Below are 18423 nucleotides of genomic sequence, written 5' to 3'. Positions count from 1 at the left end.
ATGGATAAAACTAACCTAATTCATTCCATGCCAAGGCAGAGGCTCCGAATATGGCAGCATTTACCGGTAAAGAGGAACGTAGGATTTTAACCTTTTGTTTGTAGACGTGAAGTAAATTTTTCTCCATTTGTTCTCGAGTGGTTTTGAATAACCATTCTCCCGCGTTGGCAACTCCTCCTTGGAGAAATATGGCTTCCGGGCTGGTAATGGCTACTAAGTTGGCTAATGCGCTACCCAATTCTTCTCCGGTATGTTGGAATGCTTCTAAGGCAATAGGATCCCCTTTTTCCGCTGCTTCGTATACTTTTTTGGCTGTTAATTGGTGGAAGGGGATATCTCGTAATTGGCTTTCGATGTTTTCCGTGGCGAGTAATTCACAAGCTGTACGTTTTATTCCGGTAGCTGATACGTATGTTTCCAGGCATCCTCTCCTGCCGCAATTACATGCTCTTCCGCGAGGATGTACAATCGTATGTCCTAATTCTCCCGCTAAGCCGTCATTTCCATATACCAATTGGCCGTTTATTACGATTCCGCTTCCGAGTCCCGTTCCCAAGGTGACCACCACGAAATTTTTCATTCCTTTTGCCCCGCCATAGATCATCTCTCCAATGGCGGCAGCTTTGGCATCGTTGGTCACTACAGCAGGTAATTTGAACTGCTTCTCGATGAGTTCCACGATCGGAATAATACCTTTCCAGTACAGGTTTGCAGCGTGTTCGATGGTTCCGTTGTAGTAGTTGCCATTCGGAGCTCCGATACCGACTCCGATGGGAGTAATGTCCAGTGATTTCAATTCAGAGAAGATCTTTGCATGCAATTCCGTTATGAAGTTTTGGATATTGTTGTAAGAGCGAGTGGATAACGTTCCTTCCGCGTAACATTTACCCGCTTGATCAATAATACCGAAAACCGTATTGGTACCTCCTATATCGATTCCGAGTGAAACTTTCGTTTGCATGGTTATTTCCGTTTGAGTTGTATGTTTCTCCTTTCTGAGGTTAAAAGTAATAAAAAAATAAGAGACCGATGGGGCGATCTCTTATTTTTAATTACTAACTACTAACCTAAACATACAAACTTATGAAAAAAAACTGTGTCTTTTTGTCTGTTTCTACATTGCAAAGATAAAATGAAGGTAGGGATCGGATAGTTAACACTTCGTTAATCTTTTCTGTATAGAGATTTAAATCTGAGGGAAGAGGTGAAATAATTTAAAATGAAATAATTAGCTGTTCAGGTAAAAATCCATGGTCAGATTCTTGTAACTTTCATGGTATACATGTCTTTCTGTCTCAATAATTAACACGTCTTCTTGGTAAATGGTTTCACGGTCGGAAATCTGCATAAGCAAACGTTTGGGGGCTTTACCTGGATTAGGTAAAACCTTCGTTAATTTGTTAACAAACCATTTTTGTGTTTTAATGTGCCCTATAAAACTCTCTGCTTCCGTTACCGGGAGAATGACATGAAAGGAACCTCCCGGGAGTAAAAGTTTTTGTACGGCAATGAAAAGATCTTCGTGAGATAAGGTTGTGCAATGCCTTGCCAAAGTTCGTTCCGGAAAAGGGGTCGGTGTGGAACGGATAAAAAACGGAGGATTGCATAGAATGGCGTCGTAGCCGTTTTCGGGAGAGAATTGTTGGATCGCTCCTAAAAAAAGCTCTATACGGTCAGCCCAAGGACTGCTGGTGATATTTTCTTTTGCCTGAGAATAAGCCTCCGGATCGATTTCGATAGCATGGATTTTTGTTTTCGGATTACGTTGAGCTGCCATAAGAGCGATTAATCCGCTTCCGGTTCCGATATCGAGAATGTGTTTTTTATCTCGGATGTCAGCCCACGCTCCGAGTAAAACTCCATCCGTACCTACTTTCATGGCACACTTTTCCTGACGGACGATAAACTGTTTGAACTGGAAATAAGAGTTGCCCATAGTTTTGGCTGAAACTTTATGTAGAAAAGATGTTTAAAAAGTGGATTAGTGAATTCTTTTTAAACATCTTTTTGAGAGGAATTACTTACTCTCTTCTTGTTTCTCTTCGTCAAATAGCAAGATCTTTTTTTCCAACAAGAGATTGTACCATTGTAACATCTTTTTCATGTCGGAAACGTATACCCGATCTTTGTCGTATTCCGGAATGATGGATTCGATATAATCGGTGATTTTGGCGGAAGACTCTTTATGACTGATGGTCTGACCTCCGTTTTCTTTTTCGTAAATGCGCTTGAATACTTCTTTCAGCGGCATATCCTCACCTTCAGTGTATATGGAAATATCCTCCAAAGCAATGATTTTGGCATTGGAATAAGCTGGAAAGCGTTTACCGTCAATTAACGATTCGACAATAAGGGCCTTGGGGGTGTTGTTGATCAATTTGTATAAACCCGGTTGACCTGATATGGATAAAATCTCTTTTAACATACTTTGTTTTTTTGATGTGTTATAAATGAGACTGCAAAAATACGAATCAATGTTTAAAAGTAAAAGTAAAAACAAAATATAATCGAAAGGCAGAGGGCGAAATAATAATCAGGGATGATATTCGCGTGGTTTTATAAACCTCGTTGTTTTTTTATTTTTTCATACGCTTGGTTGATGGCCGTGAATTTTTTTTCTGCAGCCTTGCGTACGTCTTCTCCCAAATAACTTACCTTATCCGGATGATTTTCCATAGCCATTTTCCGGTAAGCTTTTTTAACCGTTTCATTGTCAGCAGACGAATCGACCCCTAAAATGCTATATGCTGAATTTAAATCGTCATAATACATGGATTTGATGGATCGGTAGGTGGTGGGATCTACTCCCAACAGATCGGCGATTCGATCCAATAACCCGATTTCCCGGTTACATACGTTTCCATCGGCCTTGGCCAATCCGAAAAGAAAATAGAGTAATTGAATCCGGGCGTGTATATTCATGTTTTGTCGAATCTGGATACATACGGGTTCGACTCTGATCTCTTTATGCATGATCTCTTTGATCATGGCCAAAGCTTCCCGTTCTCCTTCCGGTCCGAAATTTTCTCTGAAGAAAGTTTTCACGTAATCCAATTCGTTACGTGTGATTTTTTCATCGGCTTTCATTAATGCGGTAGCCAATACGACCAAACTACATAAGAAATCTCCTCTTCCGGAGGTGGTAGGACCTTCTTGTGTCGTTTGGATGACGGCCGGAGAATCAAAAGCCGACCCGATAAAGAAACCGAATAACGCTCCGATAGGACCGCCCATGGCGAATCCTAATCCCGCTCCTATCCATTTTCCGTATTTTCCCATAATATCGTATATTGTATGAAGTCTCTTTCTAAGGAAACTTTCGACCTATTGTATTTTTCTTGCAAAAATATAAAGATTCCCGGACAATGGGACTGGTATTTTAAGCTTTTAGTTTTTTTACGATTTCGATGATTTGCTCCAGAAGATAGTCTGAATCGTTATTATGGATAACAAAGTCGGATTGTAGGCATTTCTCCCTATCGGGTAGTTGATTGTTGATACGTTCTATTATTTTTTCCCGGCTGACCGCATCCCGCTTCATTGCCCGTAAGATACGGGTCTCCCGATCTGCGGTGACGGTGATTATGCGATCGAAAAGCGGAGTTAATCCGGCTTCGAAAAGGATAGCCGATTCAAAAAAAAGAAAAGGTGTGTTCTGGGATTCACTCCATTCTAAAAAATCTTCCGTCACAACCGGATGGACGATTTTATTGACTTGATCGATCCTTTTTTTGTCATTGAATATGAGGGAAGCGAATTTTTTTTTATCTAATTCTCCCGTCGGCAGATAAACAGATTCTCCGAAAAGTGCGATCAAGTCTCTTTTTATTTCATGGCGGTGATTGATTAACCATGAAGCTCTTGTATCGCTGATGTATACTGGATAACCAAGAGCTTGGAAGATGCGGGATACGGTTGTTTTGCCGCTACCGATCCCTCCTGTCAGACCGATTTTTATCATCACCGTTTATTTGATTTTTTTTCAATAAGAAATTCTACCTGTTCGGGCGAGAATGAGAGGTTCTGAATATAGGGAGGATATTTCTCGAGTGTTACGTTTAAGGCCGTCGTGTTTTTAGTGATCTGCTTATAATCCACACTGAACCTGAAACTCGTATCCGTGACTTGATCGTATCGGCTAAGCCCCACGTCGAACGTGACGTCTATGGCGCTGGGGAATAATCGCATTTGTAAAGAATCGGGTAAATTCTTTACGGTTAACGTCACATTTTTTTTAGACTCGGTGAAACGTTCCACTTCGATCAGAATTTTAGCATTATTGTCATCTATCTGAACACCGTGGATGTCTTCGAATGAGACATTTTTCGTAATATCTTTGGATAAATCTTTAAGTCGGACGGGAAGGGTGCATACGGTCTGAATCGTATCGATAACGGAAGCCGGCCCGCTAATTGTTAATTTATCGGGTGTCACGGATATCGGATTTTTTAGCATGTATTGTTTTTTCAGTGTATATTCAACACGAGGTTGTACGGGGACGACCTTACTTTCGAATCTTGAGAATTGAAAATGTATGGTCTCCGGAGTGATGTTCAATAGTTTGATATCCGAGTTTAGTTGAGCGGCGATTCTGTCCTTGATGTCTATCGTATTCAGGGTATAATCCAGCATGTCTTTCTTATCGAGTATGCCGTTGCTGTAACTGTTCACGTTGAAAACGATAGGTAGGAAAGAGGTCCCTATTTTATAGCGTAACAGGGCAAACCCGTGAGCCCTGATTTCCAACGTCATCTCTTGAGGCAGTTCGGAAACAAGTAATTTACCCTTGGGTAAATCCGTATATCTTATGGGGTATGTGATTTGTGTCGCATACTCTTTGTTTAGCGTGTTTAAAAACCATAAAACTGTTGCAATGATGAGACATATACCATAAGTAATGATATTGCGTTTTAAATGCAAACGCTTCCGTTCTTTAAACAAATGACCGATTCTACCGGATAAATCACGCATATTCAGAGATTAAGTGATTCAAAGATTAAGTGATTCGGAAATCACCTGATCACTTAATCTGAAATCTGCAAAAATATTGTTTTTATTTGGCCGGAACATCCGTCATGTCCTTAACAATGGCTTCTTTGCTTACTTTTAATCTTGCCTGGCTTTCAACCTCGATGATAACCGTAAAATCGTTGATCTCAACAATCTTACCGAAAATCCCCCCCGTAGTCATTACTTTATCTCCTTTTTGTAAAGATTCTCTATATTTTCTGAGTTCTTTTTGTCTCTTCATTTGCGGTCTGATCATAAAGAACCAAAAAACGATAACAATCAGGATTAAAGGTAAGAATGACATCATACCACCGCCTTGAGTCGCTTGCGCTTGTAATGTTAACATGAAAATTGTGTTCATAGTTTACTGTTTTGTATTAATTTTTAATATTTGCCGTTATTTTTAAAGTAAAACTTTTTTCCGGAATGTTTGCAAAGATATGAATAACTTTGTATTGTTTGCCCATTCGACCGGAAGAGTTGAATTCAACCTCGATTTTTCCTTCTCCGCCCGGGGGAATAGGTTTCTTATCGTATTTAGGAATAGTACATCCGCAACTGCTTTCCGTATGGGTGATGAGCAGATTCTTCGTACCCGTGTTTTTGATCTTAAAAGTGTGCGTGACAATTTCTCCTTTCTGAATCTCTCCGAAATTGAAGTGTGGATCTTCTATTTGAACTTTGGCAAGAGTATCCGTGCCTTGAACCGAGTCCGTGTGTAGAGTGGTGATTGAATTTGAAATCGTGTTTTCATCCGTTTGTTTTCTCTCCTTGTTATTACAAGAGCAGATCAAGATGATTCCTGTCAATATATAAATGAAAAACCTCCCCATAATCCTTATTTTTGCAACGAAAATACGATATTAATTTAAAATATGAGATGCCTCATGGAATAATTTTTATCTTTGATATCATTCATCGTTTCAAGACCGATATCGAGATGTTGCCGAACGAAATTCTGAGTTACCATCTTGTCTGAGGCCGTTGTTTTGATACCGTCTGAAATCATGGGGCGGTCTGAGATCAAAAGAAGAGCTCCCGTGGGTATCCGGTTTGCAAAACCCACGGTAAAAATAGTTGCCGTTTCCATATCGATGGCTAAGGCACGAGTGGTAATCAAATACTCTTTAAAACGGTCGTCGAACTCCCATACCCGCCGGTTGGTCGTGTATACGACTCCCGTGTAATAGCTTCTTTGATTTTTGGTGATCGCTTTCGAGCAGGCTTTTTGTATACTAAAGGCCGGAAGAGAGGGGACTTCTCTCGGCAGGTAGTCGTTGGAGGTACCCTCTCCTTTGATGGCGGCAATCGGCAGGATATAGTCCCCCACGAGGTGCTTGGTCTTGAGGCCGCCGCATTTTCCCAAGAAAAGAACCGCCTCCGGTTCTATGGCGGACAATAAATCCAAAATGGTTGCGGCATTAGCGCTTCCCATTCCGAAGTTGATCATGGTGATTCCATTGCTGGAAACATTAGGCATGTTTTTGTCTATACCGACGATTGGTGTTTGAAATTTTTCTGAAAAAAGTTCCAAATAATAATCGAAATTAGTCAGTATGATGTGTTTCGAAAACTCTTCTAAAGGACGTCCCGTGTAACGGGGTAACCAGTCTTCAACGATATCTTTTTTTGTTTTCACATTCTCGGATTTTCAGATTATCTTTGTCCCTTCAAAATTAAAACAATATTATGGACGAAGAAAATTTTCGTCTGAAAATTTGAAAGTATGTTAGAAGAGTTAAAGGGTATTCGCATAGAAGAATATACGTATGATCTGCCTGACGAACGGATTGCCAAATTTCCATTGGAGAATCGGGATGCCTCTAAGTTGTTGATATACGAGGAGGAGGAAATCCGTGAACGTCGCTTTTATGAGGTGCCTGATATGCTGAATGCCGGACAGACTCTGATCTTTAACAATACTAAAGTTATTTATGCCCGTATTCTGTTTCAGAAAGTAACCGGTGCTGCCATCGAGGTATTTTGTTTAGAACCTTACTTGCCGGCTGATTATGTCCGGAACTTTGCGGCTGTGAAGAGTTGTGAATGGAAGTGTATGGTCGGGAATCTGAAGAAATGGAAGGAAGGAACCATCGTATGTCCTTACCATTGGGAAGGAATCGAGGGACAATTGAGAGCAACCCGAATGAAGCAGGAGGGAAATGATATGATTGTTCGTTTCGAGTGGGATAGTCCGATTAGTTTCAGCGAGGTATTGGAACATTGCGGTAAAATTCCTATTCCTCCCTATTTGAACCGGGATTCGGAAGAGAACGATAAGATTCGTTACCAGACCGTCTATTCTAAAAACGAAGGTTCCGTCGCGGCACCGACGGCGGGATTGCATTTTAGCCTATCTGTGCTGGATCGATTACGGGCAAAAGGAACAATGATGGGGGAATTGACGCTTCATGTGGGAGCCGGAACCTTTAAGCCCGTGAAAAGCGAGACCATCGGGGAGCACGCCATGCATACGGAACACATTGTCGTACAACGGGAATTGATTGAGCATCTTTACGAGTGTCCGGATCATATTATTGCTGTCGGGACAACTTCTGTCCGTTCATTGGAAAGTTTGTACTGGATGGGTGTAAAGCGATTGGAAGGTGATAACGATTTTAATTTGTTGGAACAGTGGGAAGCTTATACTTTACCCCGGCATTATACTTTGCGGGAGGCTATGGCCTCTTTGTTGCAATGGTATAAAGAACGGGATGCTGAAATGTTAAAGGCGCAGACAACAATCATCATTGTGCCCGGTTACCGGTTCAGGGTGATTTCCGCCATGTTTACTAATTTCCATCAGCCGCAGAGTACGTTATTGCTTTTGGTCGCTGCGGCCATCGGGGAAGATTGGAAAAAAATATATCGGTATGCCTTGGAACATGATTTCCGTTTTCTCAGTTATGGAGATAGTAGTTTTTTAAAGATAAAAAAGTAAATTTGCGTGATTTGTCATAATATTATCCGATGAAAGAACTGTGCCTGCCTGCATTCGATTATAAGGTGAAAAAACAGCAAGGTCAGATGCTGATTTTTGATATCGTTCGCAAACGGTATGTCGTTTTGACTCCTGAGGAGTGGGTGAGGCAGCACTTCATTCATTTTCTGGTGGCTTACCGGGAATTTCCCGTACGATTGATCGCCGTGGAAAAAGAGGTGGCGGTTTGCGGATTAAAACAACGATTTGATATCGTTTGTTATGATCGGCAAGGAGAGCCCTATTTGATCGTGGAGTGTAAGGCACCGACTGTATCTCTTTCACAAGTGGTTTTCGATCAGGCTTTTCGTTATAATCTTTCCGTTGAGGCTCGCTTTGTGGCCATCACGAACGGGTGTGAGCTTTATTGTGGTGAAATGACGGAAAGCAGAGCGTTCCGGTTATTGGCTGATATCCCTTATTTCGGTGCTTGATTTTTATGTTTGTCGGAGTGAGTTCGAGCTTTTTAGAGTAATATTTTGACCTGTTGTGACCGATTGTGGTAACTTTTTTTTATTTTTACGGGGAAAGTTTATAAATATTCACTAAATAGCAGCGTTATGATTCCAGCATTTGCTTTGAACCCCGATCCGTTAGTGCGATTTTTAGGAAAAATTCCCAAAGAGTTTACAAAGGCCGATATTATTCGTTATATCATAGAGAATGATATTAAAATGCTTAATTTAAGGTATCCGGGAGCTGATGGCCGTTTGAAAACATTGAATTTTATAATAAACAGTCTGGAACATTTGGATGGTATTTTGAGCTGTGGTGAACGGGTGGACGGTTCCAGTCTTTTCCCTTATATAGAAGCTGGAGCGAGCGATCTGTACGTGGTGCCTCGTTATAGAACCGCTTTTTATAACCCGTTTAGTGAGGTCCCTGCTATTGATATTCTTTGCAGCTTTTACACGAAAGACGGAAAACCGTTGGAGATGTCGCCGGAATATACCTTGAGAAAGGCGCATGAAGCCCTTAAGGAGGTTACGGGAATGGAGTTCGAGGTGATGGGAGAATTGGAATATTATGTAGTGAGTAATAAAGAAGAGCTTTTTTGGGCTTCGGATCAGAAAGGATATCACGAATCGACCCCTTTCAATAAAGGGCAGGAGCTGCGGGTGTTGGCGATGAAATATATCGCCGAAACCGGAGGTTTGATTAAATATGGTCACTCGGAGGTAGGAAATTTCACGAAAGATGATTTGATGTATGAACAGAACGAAATAGAGTTTCTGCCGACGACTTTGGAGGATGCCGCGGATCAATTGATGATTGCCAAATGGATATTGAGGACATTGGCTTATCAATATGGGGTGGACTTGACATTTGCCCCTAAGATTACGGTCGGTAAGGCAGGGAGCGGATTGCATATTCATACCCGTTTGATGAAGGAGGGAAAAAATCAGATGATTCAAGACGGGGTGTTGACCGATAATGCTTTAAAAGCCATTGCCGGTTACTTGGATTTAGCTCCTTCTTTGACGGCATTCGGAAATACGAATCCGACCTCTTATTTTCGGTTGGTGCCCCATCAGGAAGCCCCGACTACTGTTTGTTGGGGGGACCGGAATCGCTCGGTACTGGTTCGTGTGCCTTTGGGGTGGACAACCGGAGCGAATGAAATGGTAAAGGATGCTAATCCTTTGGAAAAGGTGTCCCATGCGGATCATAGCGTGAAACAGACGGTGGAGTTTCGTTGTCCGGACGGCTCGGCAGATATATATCTGCTGTTGGCCGGTTTGGCCGTGGCGGCCCGTCATGGTTTTGAGATGGAGAACGGATTGGATTATGCAAAAGAACGCTATGTGGATGTAAATATATTCGATGAAACGAATAAAGGCGTTGTCGCCCGGTTGAGTCAATTGCCGACCTCTTGTGCCGAGTCTGCTGATTTCTTGCAGAAACAACGGGCTGTATTTGAGGAATATGGCGTGTTTACTCCTCGTTTGATCGATGGAACCATCGAAATGCTGAGAAAATATAATGACCGGACATTGCGTCGGGACATAGGAGAGCATTCCGAGAAAATCATAGAATTGGTCAATCGTTATTTCTATTGCGGATAGACAATTGTAGATTTGATGATTCGGAGATTCCGTGATTGAATTTGATGTTTTGAATCACGGATTCGATTCGTTGTTTTAATTGTCAATTTGCAATTTATAATCTACAATTAAAAGGTTATCTTCGCGTAAATGTTAATTAAGTGAGTTATGCAACAAAATATAGAACATCCGGAAAATGACGCTTGTTACGAGGGGTTGGCTGTTAATAAAGGAATTGAACAGCCTGATCCGGTGAATCCGGCTATCCTTGAAAGGCTAAAGCAGATTAAGAAAAAGACGTTGACCACGGACGATTACGTATCAGGTATTTTCCGAGGGGATATTAATATTTTAAGTCAAGCGATTACCTTGGTCGAGAGTGCCCGGGTCGATCATCAGGCGGTGGCTCAGGAGGTGATTAACCGTTGTTTGCCGAACACGGGGAAATCGGTACGAATCGGTATCACGGGAGTTCCGGGGGCTGGGAAAAGTACCTTTATCGAGGCTTTCGGTAAATTCTTAACTGCCCAGGGACACAAGATTGCCGTGTTGGCTATCGACCCGAGCAGTGAACGTTCTAAGGGGAGCATTTTAGGAGATAAAACCCGGATGGAAGAACTTTCCTGTGATCCACATGCTTATATCCGGCCTTCCCCTTCTGCCGGATCGTTAGGAGGTGTGGCCCGGAAAACAAGGGAGGCGATGTTGCTTTGTGAAGCTGCCGGTTTTGATATCATCCTGATTGAGACGGTGGGAGTGGGGCAGAGTGAAACGGCGGTACACTCCATGGTGGATTTTTTCCTTTTGGTACAAATTGCCGGTGCCGGAGATGAATTGCAAGGCATCAAACGAGGAATCATGGAGATGGCCGATTCTATCATTATCAATAAAGCCGACGGAAATAATATCACCCGGGCCGGATTGGCGAAGGTGCAATTGCAAAATGCTCTCCACCTTTTCCCGCCTCACGAATCGGGCGTCGAACCTCAGGTGATGACTTGCTCCGCCTATGAGAAGACGGGTATCGATAAGATATGGGAAAACATTTTGCATTATTGTAGTGAAACCCAACAAAACGGTTATTTCGAACACCATCGAAGCGAACAAGCTAAATACTGGATGTACGAGACGATTAACGAGCAGTTACGTAATCGCTTCTATCAAAACCAAAAAGAAGCAATCAAGGAGGCAGAACGGCAGGTTCGGAATAACGAAGTCAGCTCCTTTGCCGCGGCATTTCAGTTGTTAGATAACTATTTTAATTGTAAATTTTGAATTGCAGATTATAAATTTGACGATTGGGGGATATACTTGTGTTTCCCGATCGCTCTTTTTTTAGTACGTTGTATGTGTGGTGTGATGCTCCGAGTTAGAACTTGTCATGTTATTTGCTATTGATAATCTTTATAACGCTTCATGTTGCTTTGACGATAACAAAAAAGAGCTTGGAATTTCCAAGCTCTTTTCGAGGGTATAATTTAAATTATTTCTCGGCATGCATGATAGCGGCTTGTGCGGCAGCCAAGCGTGCGATGGGAACGCGGAAGGGGGAACAAGAAACATAGTTCATACCTACTTTGTCACAGAAAATGACGGAAGATGGCTCTCCACCGTGTTCGCCGCAGATACCGACTTTTAATTTTTCATTGGTAGAGCGACCTAAGCGGGTACCCATTTCAACCAGGCGTCCCACGCCGTTTTGATCTAAGATCTGGAACGGATCGTTTTTCAGAATTCCTTTATTGATATAGATGGGCAAGAATTTACCGGCATCGTCCCGGGAGAATCCGAATGTCATCTGGGTTAAGTCGTTGGTACCGAACGAGAAGAAGTCAGCTTCTTGAGCGATCAAATCTGCCGTAATGGCTGCACGCGGAATTTCGATCATCGTACCGATCAGGTATTCTACTTTTACGCCTTTCTCGATGAATACCAAATCTGCTACTTTGCGGATGATATCAGCCTGTAATTTCAATTCCTTCACGTCACCCACAAGCGGAACCATGATTTCCGGACGAGGATCCAATCCTTTTAATTTCAAGTTACATGCGGCTTCGATGATGGCGCGGGCCTGCATTTCGGTAATTTCGGGATAGGTATTCCCTAAACGGCACCCGCGGTGACCTAACATCGGGTTGAATTCGTGCAAAGCATCTACTTTTTGTTTTACCTCTTCGGCTGTAATACCCATTTCTTTGGCCATTTCGATCTGGGCTTCCAGCTCGTTCGGGGTAAACTCATGTAAGGGAGGATCCAACAGACGAACGGTTACTCCTAATCCGTCCATAGCCTCGAATATACCTTCGAAATCTCCTCTTTGCATCGGAAGCAGTTTCTCTAAGGCGGCACGGCGGCCGTTTTCGTCATCGGCCAGGATCATTTCGCGAACGGCTTTGATACGGTCTCCTTCGAAGAACATGTGCTCCGTACGGCACAGACCGATTCCTTTCGCTCCGAATGCGCGGGCTACTTTGGCGTCATGCGGCGTATCGGCATTGGTACGTACGTGCATGCGGGTGTACTTTTCAGCGATCTTCATAATCGTGCGGAAGTCTTCCGACAATTCGGCTTCAACGGTCTCTACCCGTCCGAGGTAAACTTCTCCGGTAGACCCGTTTAGTGAAATCCAGTCTCCTTCGTAAATGATCGTATCTTTTATAGAGAAACAGCGTTTTTCATAATCCACCACGATGGCTCCCGCCCCTGAAACACAACATTTACCCATGCCGCGGGCCACTACGGCCGCGTGGGAGGTCATCCCTCCGCGAGCTGTCAGAATGCCCTCGGAAACGTTCATGCCCCGCAAATCTTCGGGAGAGGTCTCCAGACGAACCAAGATGACCTGTTCTCCTCTGGCTTTCCAGATTTCAGCCTCGTCGGCAAAGAATACGACCCGTCCGCAAGCTGCTCCCGGAGAGGCCGGAAGACCTTTGGTCAAAACTTTCGCTTTGGCTTTGGCTCCTTTATCGAATACAGGGTGGAGTAATTCATCTAATTTATTCGGTTCCATGCGGAGAAGGGCCGTTTTTTCATCGATCAGTCCTTCGTTCAACATGTCGACAGCCATTTTTACCATAGCCGTTCCCGTGCGTTTTCCGTTACGGGTTTGGAGCATCCATAATTTACCGTCCTGGATAGTAAATTCCAAATCTTGCATATCGTGGAAATAATCCTCCAACTTTTGTTGTGTGGCATTGAGGTCGGCGAAGGCTTGAGGCATCGTCTCCTCCAGGGAAGGATAAAAGCTGGCCCGAACCTCTTCGGTTATATTTTGTTGTTTGGCCCAACGGCGCGAACCTTCAATGGTAATCTCTTGAGGGGTACGGATTCCCGCTACCACATCTTCCCCTTGAGCGTTGATCAGGTATTCTCCGTTAAAGATATTCTCTCCGGTAGAAGCATCACGCGTGAAAGCTACTCCCGTGGCGGAACTATTACCCATGTTTCCGTATACCATGGCTTGAACGTTTACGGCGGTTCCCCACTCTTCAGGGATTTGGTTTAGTTGACGATACAGGATGGCACGTTCGGTCATCCACGAATCGAACACGGCGCAGATGGCTCCCCATAGTTGTTCCCAAGGACAAGTCGGAAAATCTTTACCGGTTTTATTTTTAACGACTTCTTTGAATTTCTTTACCAGAATTTGTAAGTCTTCTGTGGTGAAATCGGTATCGCTTGCGATATTTTTTTCTAATTTTAATTTATCGATTTCGGCTTCGAAAGGATCGTGCTCACCTTTGGCTGCTGCAACTCCCATGACTACGCCACCGTACATTTGTACAAAACGACGGTAAGAATCCCACGCGAAACGGGCGTTACCCGATTTCTCCGCAACGATTTTAACGGCATCGTCGTTCATTCCTAAATTAAGAACCGTATCCATCATTCCCGGCATGGAGACCCGGGCTCCGGAACGTACGGAAACCAAAAGAGGGAAGGCTTCACCCTTTGAACCGAACTTGGCATTCATTAACTTTTCAGTTGCGGCAATACCTGCTTTTACATCGGATTCTATTAATTTTACAACTGCGTCACGTCCTTCTTGATTATAGAGCGTACAGACTTCTGTTGTAATAGTGAAACCCGCTGGTACAGGAACTCCGATAAGATTCATTTCGGCAAGATTGGCGCCCTTACCTCCGAGCAGATTTCTCATATCTGCCCGTCCTTCTGCTTTTCCGTCGCCAAAAGTGTAAACATACTTCGTACTCATATTCTGTTAGATTTTTCATTTATCTCCTGCCTGTCAGGAGACGGTTATTTATATAGATCATTCTTGTATTCCAAATATTAATCCCGGAAAGCGTATGGTTCAACGGCAACCGGATTAGGGGTGCAAATATAGTTTTTTTTATTCAATCTCTAAAGTAGCTTTTTGTATTAAAGTCAAGCGAACGTTCGGGGATTGAAAAATATTCACTTTTCTTACTTATTGGATGTAAATTTATCTTTTTTTGATGAGGTAACAAAAAAGAATAAACTTTTGTCAAACTTTTTAGTGTCTATTGTCCAATTTTAGGCGAAGGGATTACGGAAATAGTATGCAGGGTACGAATATGTTTTTATAGGTGATGGTGGTTATCGCTTTATTTTGTTTATTTATCTTTGATTTTCACCCATTTCACTGCATCGGCCACTATGCTTTTAAGTGGGGTGTGGCGTTTGTCTTTTTCCTCCTCTTTTTTTACAGGGGCCCTATCGTCTAAGATCACGAACGATTTTCCTCGTTTTAATTCGAATTCACCCAAAGAAGCCCATCTCCCTTTTTCCCACGGGAGTAAGATTTCTTCGGATTTCAATCCTTCTCCTTTTACCGTGTAGTATTGGGCTTTCTGGGGGCTCCACGCCTCGGGGTGCATTGCAAGAATCTCGTAAATTCCGTCTTCGGGGATGTCGGCTGACCATTCTGCTTTACAGGAGCCGTTTCCGGCTCTTTTCAGGTATATACTCTTGTACTCGTTTCCGTAAGCATTACCGCGAAACTCTTTTTGCCAGGGGCCTGTCAGGATCATCTCTCCGCCGGAACTCTTTTCGGAGAAAAATTTCGACCGGTTATTTCCCGGAAAGATCAATCTGAATCCGGGGTCCTCGTTGTCCACGATGATTTCTCCGTTTTGGGGAATGAACACTGACGGCGATATATCCTTAATTCCTTCTCTCGTGTCCCGGGTGGTTCCGGTTTCAGTGGTTTGCATGACGGATGGGAGATTACGCGAGATACCCAAATCCAAGGTAAACATATTTGAACTCCCGTGCAAGCGGACCTCCTTGCATTCTCCCGGTTGAAGCCAAAGATGATAGGATCCCTCGTGGGAAAAAGAGTAAACGATGAAGCCCGGGTGTTCTCCCGTGTTCCAAATTTGAAAACGAGCCATCCATCCACTCCCGTACTCTTGTTCCACTCGTTCGTTCTTTAAATTTTGTACCCGAAAGTTCGTTACTGCTTGGGAATCCCACGCCTGTAATACTTGCTCGAAATCAAATTCCAACTCCGATCGTATGACCTGGCATAACGTATCGAGAGGAATTTCCCCCTGATATGCGGTATAAAAGGAGCGCAGGAACCGGTAGAATTTCTTTTGCGGAACATGAACCGCCACGCGATCCAATAAAGCTCCTGTTTTTAAAGCCATCATCTGCTGCAAAACGTAAGACGGAATACTTCGGTCTTGCAGCGCCTCTTCTAACGTGTGATCTTGCAGGTAAACGTGAGCGGCCAGATCGCTGTTGTAAATGATTATCGTATTTGCAGCTTTGGGGTAATGTTCGCCTTTGGCGATGAATTGTTTTAATATCCGGTCGATTGTCCGGTAACGGGAGGAGACGATGGTCACTGCCGGTTCTGTAAACATAGGCAGACAACAATAGGGGTTTAATACGAAAGAAGGGCTTAGGCGAGCTTTTTTTAAATTGAGTCTCTCTAAAAACGGGTTATTTGCGTTGCTGAGACTCGACGGGTCTAAAAAAGGATTTGTTATCAAAAAAGAACCTCTGATGAGACGTATTGCTTCTTCCTCTTGTTTTGCGTTTTTCCGTGAAAAGAAAGCGTAAGCATTCATGTTCATTCCTATTCCTCGTTCGCCTAACAACACCATTCCCGGTTGAACGTATTCGCTTCGTCCTTTCCATGTCCGGGCATGAGAAACAAACGGGAGCGGGGTTTCCACCAACAGCAGGCGACCTCCTTCGTCCGTGTACCAATCCCGGCGCAGTATAAAGTCTGAGATATGATCTTCTTTTTCGGGAGCGTAAATAGAAAAAGAGATAACCTTTCCTAAGCTGGTTAAAATATTTGTTTCTACTTGCTTTAAAATTTTTTCCCCGTCGAATTGTTGGATAAGAGGTGTTACGAAATCATTTTCTTTGAAATAATACCAATCCACTTTTATATCTTGTAAAGATATCGTTCGATGCTCGTAATTTCCGGCACAGAGAGTTACTCCTTCCAACGGACGGGATGGCGAAAACAATAGCGTGTCGCCTTGCCGGGACGGTTTGCCCTGTGATAATACGACCGGTTGTACGGGGGCCACGACCCGGAGGCGATAAAGCGTATAGTCTTTACCTGACAAGAACGGGAGGGAGGGGTTGACGGGAGGGATGGTCACGGGATACCACATTACTTCCGGAACCAGTACCAACGCGGTATTGCTTGCCAACACGTGGCGACGACCCAGGTGGAAGAAATTATTATTGCGTCTCGTGTCGTAATACGATTTGTCGTCTGAATCTAAGTAAGCTATCCTGCCATCCGGTACACCGGAGTAACGTACGGATAAACGGACGCTATCTCCGGCTGCCAGAGAACGCTCGATCAATATCGCCTGGCCGTCGCGGGTAAAGGCAAGCGGTTTATCCCGTTCCTCTATATGCTTTACCGTCAATCCCGGATTTAGGTACAACACGATACGGGATACCGCTTCCTTGTTCGGATTTTGTAACGTCAAGTCGCTAACGGATGTGATCCGGTCGCCCGTTTGACGGAGCGTGATATCGTGCCTCGACACTCTACAAGATTTTTCTCCGGCATGACGGTCAAAAGCGGCACGAAATTCGGCCCTCGCAGATTTTTCCTGCATGAAGTCACGAGCGTAAATACTGCCTAATAGCATCCCGATAAACAGCAAGGCGATGCCACCGTAACAGCATCGGGCAATCGTTCGTTGTTCGTTCGGTATTCGTTTACAGAAACGAATTGCCCAGTAGGTAAAACCGACTCCTGCCAACAAGTAAGCCGAACGGTGGAGCAAATAATGCCAGCCGTCCACATGGCCTGTTGCCACGGAAAAAATATTCGACAAGGAACTCCCCGTGAAGTCGAACAGCCCATGGAATACACCCGGCAAAATTGTTACCGAGCAATAAAGGAATATCAATAATAATATCGCGGATAATACCCGGGAGCGAGCCAGCCACGTCATCCACAACGCGAATCCCGTGAAGAATATCAGAGACGGTACTGTTAGTGTTAGGAAATAATACAAATAATACAACGGGTTAAAGGGTGCCTGACTACCCCAGATGTTTATCCCGCAACACGCGAGCAGGGAAAAGAATCCTACAGCGAGTAGTACAAAAATGATTCCCACTGTTTTACCGAGGAAATACTCCCCGTTACTCACGGAACGGGCGTGTAACGACTCTAACATGCCTCCTCTTTGTTCCCGGGTAAACAGATTTACCCACACAAAGATCACGATGAAGCTCTGCACGATATTATAGAGGTAAGCATTTACCAATGGAAATGAAAAGGTTTGGTGATGCATCAACCAACTCCACCCCCATGCGGTTACTTTACCTTGTACCAACCATTGCAATAAGGTTATGCCCCCGATGGTAAGTGTAACCAGAACCCAAAAAAGAAATGAACGGCATATCGCTCGAGCCTCGTATGAAGCCACGACTTTTACCTTCTTTAAATCCACGATACTATTTGTATTTAATTAATAAGGTTCGGTTATGGCTGATCTTCCTCCTTTATAGCGTCGCCGATCACTATATTCGTCGAAGCGGATGGTGCTTGTCGGAATTCCGTATACCACATGGTGGTAACGAATGTATTTGTTGTTACGATTATGTCATTTCCATACTGATTCGTAAATATTATTGAGGTCGTTATCACGGCAGTTCCGATTCTAATCCCCACGAGTCTTAAAATCCAGCTGAATATGCTATTGGAATTGTGAAACTGGAGTTCTGTTACGGATACAATATCAGGATTATTTGATATGACTGATCTGCTTACTAATATAAAACCTTCTGGATCAATATGATATTGCATGATATACGAGTCGTCTACGTACATTTGTACGTTACTATTCTCGGGAGAGATTCTTTGTGCCATGGAGGCATTTACTGTAAATAATGCTATGATAAAAAAGCATG

At 43.5% G+C, this 18423-nt stretch carries 16 protein-coding genes; 4 read left to right on the top strand and 12 right to left on the bottom strand.

All coding sequences use genetic code 11. The features are described 5' to 3' along the window. Positions 1-10: 10 nt before the first annotated feature. The 9 genes from BN3283_RS08640 to BN3283_RS08600 all read right to left on the bottom strand — a co-directional run bounded on the left by BN3283_RS08640 (position 11) and on the right by BN3283_RS08600 (position 6649). Positions 11-961, bottom strand: coding sequence for an ROK family protein (locus tag BN3283_RS08640; RefSeq protein ID WP_041504263.1), 951 nt, complete (start codon positions 959-961; stop codon positions 11-13). Positions 962-1228: 267 nt separating this feature from the next. Beyond that, positions 1229-1936, bottom strand: a complete 708-nt coding sequence (locus tag BN3283_RS08635; RefSeq protein ID WP_059026399.1) for a tRNA1(Val) (adenine(37)-N6)-methyltransferase — start codon at positions 1934-1936, stop codon at positions 1229-1231. An 81-nt stretch (positions 1937-2017) separates the two neighbouring features. Further along, entirely contained in the window at positions 2018-2425 is a 408-nt protein-coding gene (locus BN3283_RS08630; protein WP_041504265.1) for a DUF5606 family protein, read from the bottom strand. 131 nt (positions 2426-2556) lie between these two features. Further along, a complete protein-coding gene (locus tag BN3283_RS08625; protein WP_041504266.1) occupies positions 2557-3279 on the bottom strand; it encodes a TerB family tellurite resistance protein in 723 nt (240 codons plus the stop codon). Positions 3280-3379: 100 nt separating this feature from the next. Beyond that, positions 3380-3961, bottom strand: coding sequence for a dephospho-CoA kinase (gene coaE, locus BN3283_RS08620; RefSeq protein ID WP_041504267.1), 582 nt, complete (start codon positions 3959-3961; stop codon positions 3380-3382). Next, positions 3961-4971, bottom strand: coding sequence for a CdaR family protein (locus BN3283_RS08615; protein WP_041504268.1), 1011 nt, complete (start codon positions 4969-4971; stop codon positions 3961-3963). Before BN3283_RS08615 ends, coaE begins: the two co-directional genes overlap by 1 nt. Before the next feature lie 82 nt (positions 4972-5053). Beyond that, positions 5054-5371, bottom strand: coding sequence for a preprotein translocase subunit YajC (gene yajC / locus BN3283_RS08610; protein ID WP_200889860.1), 318 nt, complete (start codon positions 5369-5371; stop codon positions 5054-5056). Positions 5372-5387: 16 nt separating this feature from the next. Continuing rightward, complete coding sequence (locus BN3283_RS08605; RefSeq protein ID WP_147625568.1) at positions 5388-5843, bottom strand: DUF1573 domain-containing protein; 456 nt, start codon at positions 5841-5843, stop codon at positions 5388-5390. Between the two features lie 35 nt (positions 5844-5878). Beyond that, complete coding sequence (locus BN3283_RS08600) at positions 5879-6649, bottom strand: AMP nucleosidase (RefSeq protein WP_041505105.1); 771 nt, start codon at positions 6647-6649, stop codon at positions 5879-5881. Positions 6650-6736: 87 nt separating this feature from the next. Here BN3283_RS08600 and BN3283_RS08595 point away from each other — a divergent pair, with 87 nt between their 5' ends. From BN3283_RS08595 to meaB, 4 genes are all read left to right on the top strand, one after another. Continuing rightward, the gene (locus BN3283_RS08595; protein ID WP_059026398.1) at positions 6737-7951 is read left to right on the top strand and encodes an S-adenosylmethionine:tRNA ribosyltransferase-isomerase; all 1215 of its coding nucleotides are present in this window, start codon (positions 6737-6739) and stop codon (positions 7949-7951) included. 29 nt (positions 7952-7980) lie between these two features. After that, positions 7981-8424: a type I restriction enzyme HsdR N-terminal domain-containing protein gene (locus BN3283_RS08590; protein ID WP_059026397.1), complete on the top strand. Its 444-nt coding sequence runs from the start codon at positions 7981-7983 to the stop codon at positions 8422-8424. Between the two features lie 126 nt (positions 8425-8550). Further along, a complete protein-coding gene (locus BN3283_RS08585; RefSeq protein WP_059026396.1) occupies positions 8551-10056 on the top strand; it encodes a glutamine synthetase family protein in 1506 nt (501 codons plus the stop codon). Between the two features lie 147 nt (positions 10057-10203). After that, a complete protein-coding gene (meaB, locus tag BN3283_RS08580; protein WP_286137612.1) occupies positions 10204-11310 on the top strand; it encodes a methylmalonyl Co-A mutase-associated GTPase MeaB in 1107 nt (368 codons plus the stop codon). 208 nt (positions 11311-11518) lie between these two features. On the opposite strand, the gene ppdK is transcribed toward meaB, so the two are convergent. The 3 genes from ppdK to BN3283_RS08565 all read right to left on the bottom strand — a co-directional run bounded on the left by ppdK (position 11519) and on the right by BN3283_RS08565 (position 18382). Beyond that, complete coding sequence (gene ppdK, locus BN3283_RS08575; RefSeq protein WP_059026395.1) at positions 11519-14251, bottom strand: pyruvate, phosphate dikinase; 2733 nt, start codon at positions 14249-14251, stop codon at positions 11519-11521. A 382-nt stretch (positions 14252-14633) separates the two neighbouring features. Beyond that, entirely contained in the window at positions 14634-17963 is a 3330-nt protein-coding gene (locus BN3283_RS08570) for a golvesin C-terminal-like domain-containing protein (protein ID WP_059026394.1), read from the bottom strand. A 32-nt stretch (positions 17964-17995) separates the two neighbouring features. Further along, positions 17996-18382 (bottom strand): hypothetical protein, encoded by a 387-nt coding sequence (locus tag BN3283_RS08565; protein ID WP_147625567.1) that lies wholly within the window; start codon positions 18380-18382, stop codon positions 17996-17998. Positions 18383-18423: the final 41 nt, after the last annotated feature.

The sequence above is a fragment of the Gabonibacter massiliensis genome (genome assembly GCA_001487125.1).
GTDB classification, from domain to species: domain Bacteria; phylum Bacteroidota; class Bacteroidia; order Bacteroidales; family Marinifilaceae; genus Gabonibacter; species Gabonibacter massiliensis.
The sequence above is the reverse complement of the archived record's forward strand: the minus strand, read 5'-3'. Positions and strand labels throughout refer to the sequence as shown.